Origin of the sequence: Succinimonas amylolytica DSM 2873, assembly GCF_000378405.1 — a bacterium.
GTDB classification, from domain to species: Bacteria; Pseudomonadota; Gammaproteobacteria; order Enterobacterales; family Succinivibrionaceae; genus Succinimonas; species Succinimonas amylolytica.
In genome coordinates this window covers 1,430,209-1,445,142 of the sequence record NZ_KB899636.1, presented here as the reverse complement: position 1 = coordinate 1,445,142, position 14,934 = coordinate 1,430,209, and the positions used below count along the sequence as shown (strand labels likewise).

General features: G+C 50.7%; 14 protein-coding genes. All 14 read right to left on the bottom strand.

The genetic code is table 11. From position 1 onward, the window contains the following. Positions 1-26: 26 nt before the first annotated feature. Positions 27-809: a lysophospholipid acyltransferase family protein gene (locus F557_RS0106450; RefSeq protein WP_019001423.1), complete on the bottom strand. Its 783-nt coding sequence runs from the start codon at positions 807-809 to the stop codon at positions 27-29. An 18-nt stretch (positions 810-827) separates the two neighbouring features. Continuing rightward, positions 828-1,586, bottom strand: coding sequence for a beta-ketoacyl synthase chain length factor (locus F557_RS21075; protein ID WP_019001422.1), 759 nt, complete (start codon positions 1,584-1,586; stop codon positions 828-830). A 48-nt stretch (positions 1,587-1,634) separates the two neighbouring features. Further along, positions 1,635-2,675, bottom strand: a complete 1,041-nt coding sequence (locus F557_RS0106440) for a Gfo/Idh/MocA family protein (RefSeq protein WP_019001421.1) — start codon at positions 2,673-2,675, stop codon at positions 1,635-1,637. A 230-nt stretch (positions 2,676-2,905) separates the two neighbouring features. Next, positions 2,906-3,634, bottom strand: coding sequence for a tRNA (adenosine(37)-N6)-threonylcarbamoyltransferase complex dimerization subunit type 1 TsaB (tsaB, locus tag F557_RS19080; protein WP_019001420.1), 729 nt, complete (start codon positions 3,632-3,634; stop codon positions 2,906-2,908). Between the two features lie 74 nt (positions 3,635-3,708). Continuing rightward, the gene (locus tag F557_RS0106430; protein ID WP_019001419.1) at positions 3,709-6,117 is read right to left on the bottom strand and encodes an ATP-dependent DNA helicase; all 2,409 of its coding nucleotides are present in this window, start codon (positions 6,115-6,117) and stop codon (positions 3,709-3,711) included. A gap of 210 nt (positions 6,118-6,327) precedes the next feature. Next, positions 6,328-7,560, bottom strand: a complete 1,233-nt coding sequence (gene nifS, locus F557_RS0106420; RefSeq protein WP_019001417.1) for a cysteine desulfurase NifS — start codon at positions 7,558-7,560, stop codon at positions 6,328-6,330. Between the two features lie 142 nt (positions 7,561-7,702). Continuing rightward, positions 7,703-8,821 (bottom strand): Fe-S cluster assembly protein NifU, encoded by a 1,119-nt coding sequence (gene nifU / locus F557_RS0106415; RefSeq protein ID WP_019001416.1) that lies wholly within the window; start codon positions 8,819-8,821, stop codon positions 7,703-7,705. A gap of 290 nt (positions 8,822-9,111) precedes the next feature. Beyond that, positions 9,112-9,900 carry a tRNA pseudouridine(38-40) synthase TruA gene (truA, locus tag F557_RS0106405; RefSeq protein ID WP_019001414.1) on the bottom strand — a complete coding sequence of 263 codons (789 nt, stop codon included), beginning with the start codon at positions 9,898-9,900 and terminating at the stop codon, positions 9,112-9,114. A gap of 49 nt (positions 9,901-9,949) precedes the next feature. Next, the gene (locus tag F557_RS0106400; protein ID WP_019001413.1) at positions 9,950-11,215 is read right to left on the bottom strand and encodes a hypothetical protein; all 1,266 of its coding nucleotides are present in this window, start codon (positions 11,213-11,215) and stop codon (positions 9,950-9,952) included. Then, positions 11,212-11,742 carry a GtrA family protein gene (locus F557_RS0106395; protein ID WP_044142666.1) on the bottom strand — a complete coding sequence of 177 codons (531 nt, stop codon included), beginning with the start codon at positions 11,740-11,742 and terminating at the stop codon, positions 11,212-11,214. The genes F557_RS0106400 and F557_RS0106395 overlap by 4 nt, the downstream gene beginning before the upstream one ends. Positions 11,743-11,805: 63 nt before the next feature. Continuing rightward, the gene (locus F557_RS0106390) at positions 11,806-12,825 is read right to left on the bottom strand and encodes a glycosyltransferase family 2 protein (protein WP_019001411.1); all 1,020 of its coding nucleotides are present in this window, start codon (positions 12,823-12,825) and stop codon (positions 11,806-11,808) included. Beyond that, positions 12,822-13,394, bottom strand: a complete 573-nt coding sequence (locus F557_RS0106385) for a hypothetical protein (protein WP_019001410.1) — start codon at positions 13,392-13,394, stop codon at positions 12,822-12,824. Before F557_RS0106385 ends, F557_RS0106390 begins: the two co-directional genes overlap by 4 nt. Then, positions 13,387-14,037 carry a GTP cyclohydrolase I FolE gene (gene folE, locus F557_RS0106380; protein WP_019001409.1) on the bottom strand — a complete coding sequence of 217 codons (651 nt, stop codon included), beginning with the start codon at positions 14,035-14,037 and terminating at the stop codon, positions 13,387-13,389. Before folE ends, F557_RS0106385 begins: the two co-directional genes overlap by 8 nt. A 453-nt stretch (positions 14,038-14,490) precedes the next feature. Continuing rightward, positions 14,491-14,934: hypothetical protein (locus F557_RS22950; protein WP_211209519.1), on the bottom strand; the 444-nt coding region annotated here is incomplete at its 5' end.

The following is a 14,934-nucleotide window of genomic DNA, read 5'->3' as shown; positions in this document are numbered from 1 at the left end:
TTTGCTCTTTTTAAAACAATGGAATTCTACCGATTTTTGCGGTTACTACAATTCAAAAGCCACTCGTTATACATTTTTTCTAATCTTTTTGTTAAATGTCTCGCATTTACGGAAGGAAGCTTTTCCGTTTCCAAAAATTCCTCCGGCCGAAGCAGATCTCCTTTTTTCAGGTAATAACGGGGGACATGATCCGGAACCCTAAGGGATAAAAAACCCCGGGACAGATATCCCGGAGCGTCACAATAAATAAAAATCGGCTGCAACGGTATGGCTTCTCTGATGGCCAGGTTGGCAGCGCCCCTCTGAAAAACCAGTGCCGCAGGGTCCCGGGTTCGGGTTCCTTCCGGGAAAATCAGCACATTGTCCCCGGCTGCCACCGCGTCCCTCATTTCCGTAAAATCAGATTTGTTATTTACATATCCGAGATGCCGGATGACGTATTTCATAAAGCCATGCGTCAGCGAATTCTTGACCATGGTATTAGTATGGATATCCAGATGGGAAATAATGATGACAAAATCAGCCAGTGTGGGGTGGTTTACAATAATCACAGCTCCCCGGAGTCCCTGAAGCTCCCGGATATCGCCCGCCTCTACCCGAAAAACTCCAAGGATTCCTGCCAGAAAAATAAAGAAACGGAGTCCTGCTCTCACCGCCCTGCGAAGAGCCAGCTGTCTTTTACGGGGATCTCTGATAAAAATGATAAGGAGAATATAGATTAGAGTTCCGTTAAGGACTGCTCCTCCGGAAAACACTCCGTAAATAAAAAGAGTGGTAAGACCTCTTACAAAAGCGCTAACTGTTCTCATGGCACCGCAAACAACAAACTATGGCCGCTCCCAGATTCCGCATTCGTCAGCAAGCGCCGCTCCCAGCTCCCGGCCGGAAAGATTTCCATCCCGTTCCGGAGAAAAACCAAAAAACGCCCCCCCGTTATAACGCCGGAGGTACCGTCCTTCCGGCCACTGCGCCTCCAGAAGATCCTGCACCGCTCCTGCCCTCCCGTTTCCGGAGCAGCGGGAAAGCACCAGAACCAGCGCATACTCGCCTCCAAAATCCGCAGGTTCGGCAAGAATATCCCGGCTACCCTCCAGACTTTCCTCGGATACCGCCAGAAGAATCCTTTTCATGTCAGGATGAGCGCATAAAGCCGCCCAGGCCTCAGTAACAGCCGCGGACAAAGTGTTCACTCCTCCGGCAACAGCGGTAACCTCCCCCTGATATCCCCGGATAATGGACAGGACTCCGGCATTGCTATTTTGAACCGAGGATGCAAACTCCATGGGAGAAAGGCCGTTTCCGGCAAAAATTTCCTGAAGCATCCGAAAACAGCGCACGCTTTCACCGGTTCTGGATGCGAAAATAATCCTGGAAATATCGGGCCACCGTGCCAGCAGACGGGATCCAGCTCCTACCGCCAGTCTTCCGGCCGGTAGCAGCCGACGCCGGAGCAACATGGGAATATCGGAGGAGAGATCTTTCTGAAAAACGGCACAATCCTCAGCGGGAACCGGACTTCCGAATCCTCTGAGTCCCGTCCCCCGGGACGCGGCATAGCAAATATCATCCAGCTGAAAACAGAACATTGCACTTTTTCCATAGGGGGCGATTAAATCCGTACCTCCGGCGGGAAATCAGAGATCCCGCTGAACAGACAGATGAGCCAAAATTTCATAAATAAGACGGAATACGGCCAGTGATTCCTGGTAATTAGTAAGATCCTCCAGTCCGGAGCGATCCTGGCAGCTCCTGGCCACAGCCGCTTCGAAATCCAGAATCTCAACAGCCAGAGATATATCCAGCGGGGTTTTAAAAATATCCGGAGAAAGCTCGTACTCGCGAAGAATATCCCCTGTAAGATCCACTCTGGTTTTTACGCCGTTACGATAAACATCATAATGCAGAGCCGTCGGAAAATCCTCAACTACAATAAAGCCGTTCTTAAATGAAAGAACCACGTTGGAAGGCAGCTTGTCCGCAAATGACATGGAGAGACAGGATTTGATACCATCCTCATTGCTGAGAGTACAGGCCCCCCGGGAATCGCGCCACAGGGCATCGAAATCCATGTCTGACACCACCGTATCCACCCGTGTTCCCTGAAGTCTCACTGAGGCTCCTATGGGATAACACCCCTCGCTTTTCAGAAAACCTAGCTCGCTCTGCGGCTTTTCCCGGGAAGAGCTGTAGGTAATGGCCAGCATTCCGAGCTCGCCGAGCTCAGGATATTCCCTGCCGGAATCCACATACTGTCTCAGCCGCTTTAAAACCGGAGAGGACAGAGCAGTATTGGCCTCCATAAAAACCCGGGGCTCCTGCCGGAGAGCCTCTTCAATCGCTGCCAGCTCTCTTACGTTTTCCGCCATCAGATTTTCGGTAAGCACATGCCGTCCATGAAAAATCGCCTCCATGGAAAACGAGGCATGAGTACTGTTGGGAGAGGCTATATAGATATAGGGAGCCACGTCATGCTCCAGAAGATTGGCCAGATTTTCATAAACAGTGGTGACCCCGTAAAGGCCCAGATCTTCCACCATCCTGTAGGTATTGGCTCTGGTTCTGCTGAACACTCCGGTAACGGGACGCCCCAGCATCCTGTAAACCCGGAGCATATTACGCGCTCTGACCCCGGCGCCGATAACAGCAACACTTAAAGCATGATCCTGTCTTGACATGCTCCCTTCCTCCCGGTTAGAAGAATTCAACCAACGCTTTCAGCCTTTCCCGGATTATTATTGTCTTAGAACCGCAGCAACACCGGTGCCGGAGCTCTTCACTTCCCAGTCCCGTTATGACCTGCAGTTCCGGAGTTTTCCCCGTTTCCTAAAGAATAACACAGGTAGCGCAAAAAACTAATTACAGGGTTTTAAAAACGCTTCCAGTATCTGTTTTATTCCAGATACCGCTACATCTTCATCTTCCGGCTCTGGCGTTCCTGCTCCTGCTCGCTGATTTTCTTCCAGGTAACCTGATCCCGGATATAAACAGGCAGCACTTCCTCCGGAGGCCGAGCCCGGGAAAGCTCCCAGTCCCGGAGTGCCAGACGCACCAGACTGTCAGCCCAGGGAAGACTCTCGTCAGTTCTAATGCCATTGAGAGCTGCTCCGAGAACCGGATAAGTTCCGAAGCCGGTTCCGATTATGGCCGGAGCTTCGTTATTAATAAGCTCCCTGACATAATCCAGCGCTTTTTCCGGTGATAGCACCTGCTCCTCGCCCAGAAGGGACGGGAAGCCCCGGGAATCCCTTTCATAGACTCCGATGTAAACCTCCCCCATTCTGGCATCAATGGCAGCTACCGCCTTGCCGGATGCTGTCCTGTTAAATGCCGTGAAGGCCAGCACCTCCAGATCACTTATCCCGACAAGGGGTTTTCCGGCACCAAACGCCAATCCCTGAGCCAGGCTGACTCCGATACGCACCCCGGTAAAGGATCCTGGCCCCCTTCCGGCAGCTATGCAGTCCAGATCCCCAAGTCCCAGTCCCTGACTTTTGAGAAGCCGGTCTATCATGGGCAACAGCAGCCGGGTGTGCCCCTGGGGCGCCACCTCCCTCTCGCAAAATAATCCGCCATCATTGTACAGAGCCGCCGAACAGGCTTCAGTGGAGGTGTCCACCGCAAGTATTCTGGTCATAAAAAATTCCTGACAAAATCCTACCGTGCCTATTATAGCCCGTTAGCACCGGCAAAAAAATCCTTCACCCAAAATCATGCAGAAGGTTCCGGAGCATCATGCTTCTTATGCCAGGCCCAGAATTCCGGAATCACCCCAGTATCACTGTCAAAATACATAGGAGGCAGGGATTCTAAAATTTCGTCCCGGTACTGCTTTCTGCCGCCATCAGTCAGAGCCGGGCTGCAGATAACCGTCACTCCGACGTCATTCTCCTTGCGAATAAGCCGTCCCACCCCCTGTTTAAGGTCAATAATGGCCCGGGGCATATCCACCATCTGAAAAATATCGTACTTGCCGGTGACATTGCGATGGGTTTCACAGTATTTCCTTTCGGCCTTGAGATCGATAGTCATCTGCGGAAAGGGAATTTTGTCTATGATAACCATGGAAAGATCCCTTCCGGGCATATCCACCCCCTCCCAGAAAGATTTGGTTCCAATAAGCACCGCCCTGCCGTTCTGACGGAATCTGACGGTCATCTGCTCCTTGCTGAGAGAATCATCTCCCTGGTACATGACAAGGCGCGGCCTGATCTTCTGTGTACTTATAAGCTGCCTGAGCGCCGCATAATAGCTGCTCACCGCGGCATAGGAGGTACAGAGGATAAAAATACCGCCAGGAGTGATATTAATGGCTTCCGCCAGCATTGAGAGCACTGCATCCGGACGGATCTGACCTCCAGACACAGATTTACCCAGAGAATTAAGCGCCTCGGGAATACAGAGCAGACTGTTACGGTAGTAATTGAAGGGACTGGCAATCTGGATAACATCCGTGGAATTATTTTCCAGTCCCAGCCGCATCATGAAATCCGCAAAATAATTGTAGGATCCGGACTCGGAAATCCCGTCAAAAGAAGACATGCCACCGGTGGAAATCGTGGCACTGGTAAAAACGTAACGGGCGCGCCTGAGATTGATTTTCGATTCCAAAAAATATTCCCGGAACTCGCGGTCAGGGTTATAGGGAGTGCAGGAAATCTCAAAAAATCCCGGAGAGCGTAAATAGCTCCGGTAATAGTGTTCAGAATCAAACTGTTTCTCTTCTCCGGGCCTCGAAGACAGCTCTGGAAAAATTTTCACCTTGAGCTCATCCGCATAGTTCAGAAGAAGCTCACTGGAACGTTCGAGACACTGCTCAAGATCTCTGAGAGGATCGTCCTTCTGCTCATTAATTCCGGTACTGGCTTTCAAAATCCGTACGGCAAGATTCGTCATTTTTTCAGCCACACGGTAAATAAGCTCGATGAATTCCTTCAGTACCGGATAAAAGCCGTGGGCCGGATCCTCCAGCTCCTCGAGAAAGGCGCTTTCCGAGCATTTATTTTCATCCTGGGAATATTTGCCATTGCTGAAAACTACCGGAAGATCCCTTTCCTGCCCCCGGTATTCCGGTTTCAGGGTGTAGTCATGTTCGGGATCTGCATAACGGCTTCGCAAAACCTCCCCAAAGCCGGCCAGACTGTCCTCCAATGCCTTAAGAGACTGCCGGATATCAATAATTGTCTCGACATAGGGACTCAGCGCCCGCTCCTTGAAGAGATCCACTGAGCCATCGCCTTTTTTGCCGGAACGCTTCCGGGATGGCTGTTCCAGCTTTTCCAGCAAGGAATCTCCTGCGAGAACCTCTCTGATCTGCTCCCGCACCAGATTCAGCGTTTTCAGAAACTTCAAGCTGCTGAATCTGGTGGAGTAGCACTGCTTTATACAGTCCGGAAATTTATGAGCCTCATCAATAACAACCACTTCCGCATCCGGAAGATAGTCCTCAATAAAAGCTCCGTAACAAAGAAGAGAATGATTTACAATAACAATGTCAGCCTTCTGTGCCGCGGCATGTACTATCTTGTGATAGCAGCACTTGCAGTTATCTCCGATACAGCGTTCCGGATCTATGACCAGCCGGGAAAGAAGCCGGGGACTAGAAATCCCGGTAATACTCTCAAAATCAGAAATCTCGCCGTTTCCGGGATTTTTCATAAACTCCATAATCCGGGGCATTTTTTCCTGCAGAAGCATCATATCGTCCGCCGCTGTTCCTCTCCGTTCCCGGTCTTTTCCAGAGCTGCGATCGACCCGTCTGATAGCCCTCTCAAGAGCGTCCAGACAGATATAATTGGCTTTTCCCTTCCAGATAACCACGGAAACCTGATCGGAGAGCCCCATTTTACGGAGCAGCTCCGGGATATCCTTATCAGAGATCTGGTTCTGCAGATTTTTAGCCTCCGTGCTGATAATGGCGCGGCATCGTTTTTTCAGAATCGGCACCAGATAGCCAAAGGTCTTTCCGGTACCGGTTCCTGCCTCTGCAATGAGATTCCGTTTCCGAGAAACAGCTTCCGCTACAGCCTCTGCCATACTCACCTGCCCCGGTCTTACCCGATAGCCCGGCACGCTTCCCAAAGGGCCGTCCTTTTCAAAAATCGCGGATATCTCAGACATTGCAACAAAGCCTTCCGAAGAAAAATACTCCCGGCTTTCCCCGGAAATAGCAAAAAATCATCCTATAAAAATTATAACGTCTATCCAGATATTTTTCCCAAAAAATTTCCCGTAATTGACGGCAATTCAGGATTAAAAACGAAAAGTCCCCGCGGAGGCAGTCTTCCCGGGGACTCAACACTGTCAAAATTCTGAAAAAGAGGTGCCGCTTCAGCCGTTCTTCCCAAGACTGCCCTTGTATTCCGGATCAAAGGCGCTCATTGCCGGCTTTCCCTGTTTCCAGTACGGAGAATATTCCCGAAGCTCCCGGATTACCTCCGGAACCTTTTCAATGACATAATCCACCTCTTCTTCAGTGGTGAAGCGGCTCAGACTGAAACGCACCGTACCGTGAGCGGCGGTAAAGGGAATGTTCATCGCCCGCATTACATAGCTCGGCTCCAGGGATCCCGAGGAGCAGGCACTGCCGGTGGAAGCGGCAATTCCCAGTTCGTTGAATTTAAGCAGAATAGCTTCGCCCTCAACATACTCAAATGCGATATTCACAGTATTGGCAGTACGGTTCTCGATATCACCGGTAACGAAGCAGTTGGGGACCTCCCGGAGAATCCCGAACTGCAGACGATCGCGGAGTTCCCGGATTCGGACATCGACCTCGGGAAGGTGCAGCGCTGCCAGATCGCATGCCGTGCCAAGCCCCACGATATACGGGGTATTCTCGGTGCCTGCCCGGCGCCCCTTCTCCTGATGTCCTCCCTTCATGAAAGGACGGAAACGGGTATTCCGTTTCAGATACAGCACTCCGACTCCCTTAGGAGCATGAAGCTTATGCCCGGAAAAGCTCAGCATATCAATACAGCTGTCTCCCACGTTTACCGGAATCTTGCCCATGGCCTGCACTGCGTCAGTATGAAACTGAATACCGTGCTTCCGGGCCATTTCCGCCATCTCCTTTACCGGATAGATGTTTCCGGTTTCATTATTGGCCCACATTACGGAAACAATGGCCACCCTGTCGGAAAGGAGCGAGCGGTACTCATCAAGATCCAGTCTGCCGTGTCCGTCAACATGCAGATAATGCACCCGGATGCCGCGCTTTTCCAGACGGGCGCAGGTCTGCATGATAGCCGGATGCTCCACCGCAGTAGTGATTATTTCCGGACGATCCGGATTTGCCAGCACCGCACTTTCCAGAGCAGTATTATCGGATTCAGTGGCGCATCCGGTAAAGATTATTTCGTCATCATGGGCTGCCCCGATAAACTGAGCAACCTTATGCCGGGCCTCCTCCATAGCTTCCCGGACCGGAGTTCCGAAATCATGCATGGAACTGGGATTGCCGTAAAACTCGGTAAAAAAAGGAATCATGGACTGATATACCAGAGGATCCGTTCTGGTGGTGGCGTTGTTGTCCAGGTATACACGCATTTTTTCAGTTGTCATTTAACGCTCCGCGCAACACCGAAGCACGGCAGGGAAACTGTTCCGGGCCGAGGTTCAGGCATTCTAAAAAATGTCACATCTAAAAACAGCCATTTCCGGAAAAGTCCGGAAATGGTATCCGCATACAAATCAGGGGCTGCTTCTATTCAGGAAACAGCTGTGCCGGAGCCGCAGTATTGATCACCTGCACATACTGCCCAACAGCTTCCATAATCTGCTGCTGGATCCAGGAGAGCGTCATATCTGTCATCATACAGCCCACACAGGAACCCGAAAGCTCCACATAAACCTTTTCGGAGGTTACCTTTTTAAGCTCCACACTGCCGCCGTCCTGAGCCAGAGCCGTCTTCATGTCATTAACAACCCGCACCACTTCGGCATAGAAAGGAACTTCCTCATTGATCGGCCCTTCATCCGCAGTCTCACTGTCCTGTGCAGCCTTCCGGAGAATCTCCTCCTTTTCAGCCCTGAGCTGTTCGTCCCGGAGTCTGGCCTCCTCCTGAGCCCGGGCAATTTTTGCCTGAGCTTCCTCTCGAACCCGCCGCATCTGCTCTTCAAGAGCCCGGATCTCAGCATCTGCCTCGGCCTTGATCTTCTCTGCAGGACTCAGCTCGCGCCCTGTGGCTCCTGCCGCCTTTTCAGTCTCCGCTCCATTCCGATCCTTTTCAGCCGCCGCGGCTTCATCATTGGCCATTTCCCGTAGAGTCCGTTCAATAATTTCCTCGATCTTTTCATGGCATGAACCGCACGCTCCGCCGGCCTTGGTATAGTTGGTAACGTCCTGTACGGAGGTAAGATGATTTTCCCTAACGGCCCGCACAATATGAGCCTCGTCCACACCAAAGCATTTGCATACCAGCGGGGAGTCGGCATGAGCGCTTTCATAGGACTCGCCGCGGTAATTGGCAGCGGCAGCATCCAGCGCCTCACGTCCCATTACCGAACAGTGCATCTTTTCCGGAGGAAGTCCGTCAAGGTAATCTGCAATATCCTTGTTGGTGATTTTCAGGGCATCCTCCAGCTTCATCCCCTTAATCATTTCGGTAAGAGCTGAGGAGGAGGCAATGGCACTACCGCAACCAAAGGTCTGAAAACCGGCATCTTCAATCACTTCAGTTGCAGGATTTATTTTCAGCATCAGCCGGAGCGCATCCCCGCAGACAATGGATCCCACATCCCCCACCGCATTGGCCCCCTCGACAATCTTTGCGTTTCTGGGATGAAAAAAATGATCCTTTACCTTTTCAGAATAGTCCCACATGATTTCCGTTCCTTATCGAAAACTGTTAAAACCAGAGAAGGAGCCTGATCCTTCAACAATACCGTGCCGCCGGAACGCTTTCAGCACTCAGCTCCGGACTGACAAAACCAAAAAGCACAATTTTACGCTTTCCAGCACAAAAACAGGCTATCGGCCTTTTTGCAGCGTTTCCGCCGCGAAATCTGTCCCGCTCTTTCGGGAACATCACAATTATCCGGTGATTATAGAACACCGGGGAAAAAATACTAATGATAATTATTATCGTTAGATGGAATCCCGAAGCAATGCAGTCATTCCCAGAACAGCGGCCCCAGCTCAGTTCTTGCCGGAATGCCGTACAGATCCGGATAGGACACATCCACAAGATAAAGTCCGTCCGGCGGGGCTGTAGGCCCGGCCAGACGGCGATCCCGCCCCTCAAAAATCTCCTGCATCCAGGAAACCGGCTTATGCCCCAGCCCGATTTCCATAAGAGAGCCGGCAATATTCCGCACCATATGCAGCAGGAAGGCATTGGCCGTAATATCCAGCACCACAAAACTGCCCCGCCGCAGCACCGCTATATCTGAAACGTTCCGCATGGGAGAAAGACTCTGGCAGCCGGCACCGCGAAAGGTGGAAAAATCGTTTTCCCCCAGAAGGCACTGCGCGGCCTCATTCATGGCCACTGCGTCAAGATGGCTCCGATAGCAGTGACTTACCAGCCCTCTTCCTACAGCCGGACGGGAAAGACTGTTGGAAATAATATAGCGGTAACGGCGGGCAAAGGCACTGAAGCGGGCACTGAAGCCATCAGAAACCTCTTTCCCCCAGGTAATGACAATATCGTCCGGCAGGCGGGCATTTACTCCCCGTGTCCACGCACTGAGAGGCCTGTCATTGGGAGAATCAAAGCTGATCACCTGCCCGGTGGCATGAACTCCGGCATCGGTTCTTCCGGCACATACTATATGAACAGGCGCATCGGCCACAGAACTGATAGCCTTTTCCAGTTCTCCCTGAATCGATGGTCTGTCAGGCTGCACCTGAAAACCGTTATATCCAAGTCCGTTATATTCAACCCCCAGGGCAAGACGCATGGTAAATCTCCAGTGTTCCGCCGTTCCCGGATGCGAAACGGCTTATATTTCAGACGGTAAAAAACTCTCCATGCACCCAGGCTATGGAAATAAATACAGCCAGCATTCCGGACAGCGTCAGAAGCAGATCCCGGAACCACGGCCGGCCTTCTGTCATCAGAGTGAAAGCCAGCAGCATGGGCATCATGCCGAACATATACCGGGGAATGGCATTAACGCCAGTAGACACGGGAACCAGCGCCCCCAGCAGCAGAAAAACCCCCTCGGCATAGCGTTTTCGAAAAAAAAGATATGCAATGGGAAGAAAGCAACCGGCAAAAAATGCCGCAAAATATGCCTTGTAGCCCCCTGTTCCGAACCCCTCCAGCATATGCATGAAGGGATTACCCATCATACGCCCCCAGGCCAGCTGAATGTTCTTGAAGGCCAGAGCATCCCCGGTACTGTACCAGAGCCAGTTCTGAAAAACAAACATGGGGAGCGGTACCAGCATAAAGGAAAGCCAGAATACTGCAGTTTTCAGGCTTCTGAAATTAAAAAATGCCCGAAAGCCGTTATGCTGCCAGAACAATATCGCCAGCGGAAAAACAAACATAACCCCGATATTCTTGGTAGCCACCATGGCCATAGCACACAGGGCAGCGCAAAGATAACGCTCCTTCATTGCCAGAATAAAAGCGGCAATGGTAAACATCATAAACAGGCTTTCAGTATAGGGAGCGATAAAGTACACGCTATAGGGAAGAAAGCAGTAGAAAAAAGCCCCGGCCAGCCGGGTTTCATAGGAAAGCCGGAACATTTTAAGAAGGTATATCCAGAGCAGAAGACCAAGGTAACTGCAAACACCGGATATCAGGTAGAATGCCGGAAGAATATTCCCCCCGGAAAGATCAGCCAGATAGCGTCCCAGAAGGGGGTACAAAGGCAGAAAGGCCCAGTTCGCAGCATGTCCGGTGGTCAGATGGCTGGGATATGTCTCATACCCGGAGATAGCAATGGACATGAACCACTTGCAGTCAAACTGACAGAACATATTCATGACATCAGCGGTCACTGCTCCGGGTGATTCAAAGGGCCGTCCGGAAACCATCTGCACCTCTCCGGGATAAATCACCACACTGAGATATGCCAGAAGGTACAGGGCCAGGCGGGATGCCAGAAAAAGCAGGAAAGCCTGTCCTGCCCCCTTCAGAACGCTTCCGGTACGGGATTTTCCGGCCAGCGCCGAAGGTACGGAAATACCGCCACTGCTCTCCGGAGTCAGAGCCCCCGCAAGAGAGTGTTCCGAATTATCAGAAGAATTCGCGGCATTCATGACCGGAACACCCAGTGCTTAAAAAGCAGATAGCTCACGGCAGTTACCAGCACCATGGAAGTCAGAAGCGGAATATAGGATGCACTGAAAGAAATCTCTAATAAACCGGAATTAATCTCATACACCGGAGCTCCGGACTCCCCCCAGCCCCAAACAAGCTTTATCACATACACAAACACCACCCGAAGAAGCATCGCCGCCAGGGACACCAGTAACATTTTCAGAAGAATTGCCGAAGATCTGGCGGCATGAAAGGTCACCACCGTATGACCGTAATAGGAAACCCCGAAGGCAGCAAGGAAAGCCAGTACCGTAACAAATTCCTCAAAGTGCCGCACCACCGCAGCTTCAGAAAACCCCAATAACGACAGACATCCGGCCGTGGCCTCAGAACCAGCCACGGAGACCAGAAGAAAGCTGACTGCTAAATCCGTAAGCGTCGCCAGCCCTCCCACCATGACAAATCTGACAATCCGGAAAAATTCTGCAACACCAAAGGAAGAACTCTCAGATAAATGAAAGAACAATTTTAGGCACCTTTTTATACAGTTTCATTAACAGTCTCGGGAAAAACCAGTCTTCTGCCGGAATCAGTCCTTCCGGCTTTCGGATTCTGCTACCGCCCCGTCTGTCCCGGACTTGATAAATCCAGCTCCGGTACGGCCTCCCTCGATTTCGTTTATCACATAAACCGGACGTCTTTTTACCTCCATGAAAATCCGGCCGATATACTCGCCGAGAACTCCGATGGAAATAAGCTGTACCGATCCCAGAAACAGAATCACCGCCATGGTAGAGGCATATCCCGGGGTATCCACCCCCAGAAAAATGGTTTTGGAAATGATATAAATCATGTAAATGGCACTGATCATTCCCAGAAAACCTCCCAGGTAGCTCCAGATCCGTAGTGGCGCTGATGAAAAGCTAAAAATTCCGTCCAGAGCAAAATTCCAGAGCTTCCAGTAGTTGAACTTGGAGCTGCCTCCGGATCTGGCCGGTCTTTCATAAGGAACGCCATGACTTGAAAATCCGGCCCAGGCGAATATTCCTTTCATGAAACGATCCCGCTCGGGCAAATCCTTGATGGCATCAATAACCTTTCTGTCAATTAAACGAAAATCTCCGACATTTTCAGGAAGCTGAACCTTGGCACTCAGCATATTGAAGATCCGGTAAAACCAGCCAGCGGACACCCGCTTCATGAAGGAATCCCTGGTTCTGTCTGCCCTAATCCCGTACACTGTATGGTAGCCGTGCTCCCGCCATTCTCTGATAAAGGTAAGGATCAGCTCCGGGGGATCCTGAAGATCCACATCAATGGGAATCACAGCAGCACTTTTTACACTGCGGAGTCCGGCAGTCATGGCCGATTCCTTGCCGAAATTTCTGGAAAAGTTGATGAGTGCCACCCGGGAATCCCTTTTTATAAGCTCCCTGATAATTCCGACGCTGTTGTCGCTGCTGCCATCGTTTATAAAAACAAACTCCAGATGCTCCCCGACAGGCTCCGTAACACGGGAAACCTCCTCGTAAAATCTGGTGATGGTAGCTTCTTCATTATAAACAGGGATCAGCAGGGAAACCGTATAATCATCATTATTGTCGTTCATTTTACTACCCCCACACTTAACACCTTTACCGGATGCTGTGTCCTGAGAAACATCTCCAGAGTATCTCCCGGAACACAGAACATCTCTTCCGCCGGCACGGGAAAAAGCACTTCATTAACGCCAGGAATCTCCAGGACAGCATCATAGAACTGTTTTCCGGCCTGAAACCCCAGTCTCCCCGGACGGTCGTTAAAAACCCGGAGTTTCAGGGAATAGCTCCCGCTGCAGGAATAAAGCTTGAAACGGAGCGGTACGAGATCCCGGATCTCCAGCCCGCTGCTGTCCTTCTCCGGAGGAGTGACATTCTCTCTCCCAAAAAACGACGGCCGCTCGGAAACTGTACTGTAAATACGTCCCGGTATTACATAAAGATTCTGATAGCGGTTCCAGAAACGGATTTTCCTGTGGATAAAGTAATCCTCATAGGCTTCCGAGACATTGCGATCCCGGTACAGCGACAGTACATAAAAGTAGTAGACGGCAAGAAAAACTATTACTGAAAATGCCAGCAGCAAGGCTATAAAATTAAAGGCGGTTCTGATACCGCCTCCTGAAAAACCGCTAATCATCGGTAAGGAATTCATGTCTTGATGCCGGATTCTTCTTAAAAAAGCCGCCTAAAGCCGTGGTAGTAGTGGCACTGGTAGGATCTTCAACACCTCTGGCCTTGACACAGTAATGAGTTGCCGTAATTGAAACAGCCACATTTTCAGTTTCCAGCAATGTCTGCAAGGCCACCAGGATCTGTCTGGTAAGGCGCTCCTGAACCTGCGGCCGCCGGGCAAAGAATTTCACAATGCGGTTGATCTTGGAAAGACCGATTACCTTCCTGTTGGGCATGTACGCCACCTTGGCATATCCGTCAATAGTAACGAAATGATGCTCACAGGTGCTGGTCATGGTAATATCACGCACCTTGACCATTTCATCCACATGCATTTTGTTTTCAATAACCGTGATTTTCGGAAAATTCGAATAATCCAGTCCGGAAAAAATCTCGTCCACGTACATTCTCGCTATCCGTTCCGGAGTTTTTTCCAGGGAGTCGTCAGAGAGATCCAGCCCCAGAATCTGCATTACAGATCTGAAATGCCCGGCAATCTGCTCCTTCTGCTGGTCGCTGTTCATATCGACCCGGACAAGAGGAGTCTCCAGTCCTGCCTTTATCAAAGCCGAACGGACAAGCTCCGCTTCTTTGCTGATCTCAGTCATAAGTAATCATGCCTCCTGAAACTGTGCATATTTTACTACATTTGCAAGCATGATCAATATCACAAATCGTACAGAATATGCACACGAACCGAGGAGCGACGCAGAAAGGGGGAATCTGTGCAATTATCAAAACTTTCCCGCATTCACCAGATCTTAAGGTTCGTCTTCTTACCTTTTATTTACCGGGCTGCTCCATTTTCAGCTACACTCTTCAATTACTGCCAGATATACTGAATCCGGACGGCGGCTGCGAACCTGCCCCTCATGCGCCGAACATTATCTCCTGGTCATAAGATCGGAACTGCATTTCCGGAAAAGGGCCGAAACTGCAAAATAGAGAGGCGGCTAAGTAAAACATCAGTTCCGGCGCAAAGACATCCCGGAATCCCTCGTTGCGGATCTGAAATACCCGCTGTTAGATAGCCTCCGGGAATAATGCACAGGAAACATAATTTACTGTGCAGGAGGCATCTCTTTCCCGTAAAGACTGCAGGCGGTTCTTACCTTTCCGGCATAATCCGGATCACCAAGCCTCTTCTCAGACTTCCTTAATTCACTCTCAAAACTGACATGACCGAATTTCCGTAATTTTCCCATCCGCAGCAGCGCCTGACAACTGCCGTATCCCCCGATAAACACTGCCATAGCTGATATAACAAGCATGAGAAAACGCAGCTTTCCCGGAAATGCAGCAGAGTATCCGAACAGTCCCGGAGCTAGAGGGGCAAAAAATATGAAATAGACCAGGACTCCCAAAATCAAAAATCCCGCAGCAGCCGCAACACCAAATTTAAGAGCTTTTTTTATTATGAAAGAAAGCTCCCCGGCGGACAAACGAAAGCGACGGCCCTTAAGCCGCATTCGGAACGCTGCATGCCCTGGAATGGAGTGGCGGCC

Excerpts from the sequence above, each read along its gene's own strand:
- F557_RS0106450 (WP_019001423.1), bottom strand. The coding sequence starts at position 809 with ATGAGAACAGTTAGCGCTTTTGTAAGAGGTCTTACCACTCTTTTTATT.
- F557_RS21075 (WP_019001422.1), bottom strand. The coding sequence starts at position 1,586 with ATGTTCTGTTTTCAGCTGGATGATATTTGCTATGCCGCGTCCCGGGGG.
- F557_RS0106440 (WP_019001421.1), bottom strand. The coding sequence starts at position 2,675 with ATGTCAAGACAGGATCATGCTTTAAGTGTTGCTGTTATCGGCGCCGGG.
- tsaB (WP_019001420.1), bottom strand. The coding sequence starts at position 3,634 with ATGACCAGAATACTTGCGGTGGACACCTCCACTGAAGCCTGTTCGGCG.
- F557_RS0106430 (WP_019001419.1), bottom strand. The coding sequence starts at position 6,117 with ATGTCTGAGATATCCGCGATTTTTGAAAAGGACGGCCCTTTGGGAAGC.
- nifS (WP_019001417.1), bottom strand. The coding sequence starts at position 7,560 with ATGACAACTGAAAAAATGCGTGTATACCTGGACAACAACGCCACCACC.
- nifU (WP_019001416.1), bottom strand. The coding sequence starts at position 8,821 with ATGTGGGACTATTCTGAAAAGGTAAAGGATCATTTTTTTCATCCCAGA.
- truA (WP_019001414.1), bottom strand. The coding sequence starts at position 9,900 with ATGCGTCTTGCCCTGGGGGTTGAATATAACGGACTTGGATATAACGGT.
- F557_RS0106400 (WP_019001413.1), bottom strand. The coding sequence starts at position 11,215 with ATGAATGCCGCGAATTCTTCTGATAATTCGGAACACTCTCTTGCGGGG.
- F557_RS0106390 (WP_019001411.1), bottom strand. The coding sequence starts at position 12,825 with ATGAACGACAATAATGATGATTATACGGTTTCCCTGCTGATCCCTGTT.
- F557_RS0106385 (WP_019001410.1), bottom strand. The coding sequence starts at position 13,394 with ATGATTAGCGGTTTTTCAGGAGGCGGTATCAGAACCGCCTTTAATTTT.
- folE (WP_019001409.1), bottom strand. The coding sequence starts at position 14,037 with ATGACTGAGATCAGCAAAGAAGCGGAGCTTGTCCGTTCGGCTTTGATA.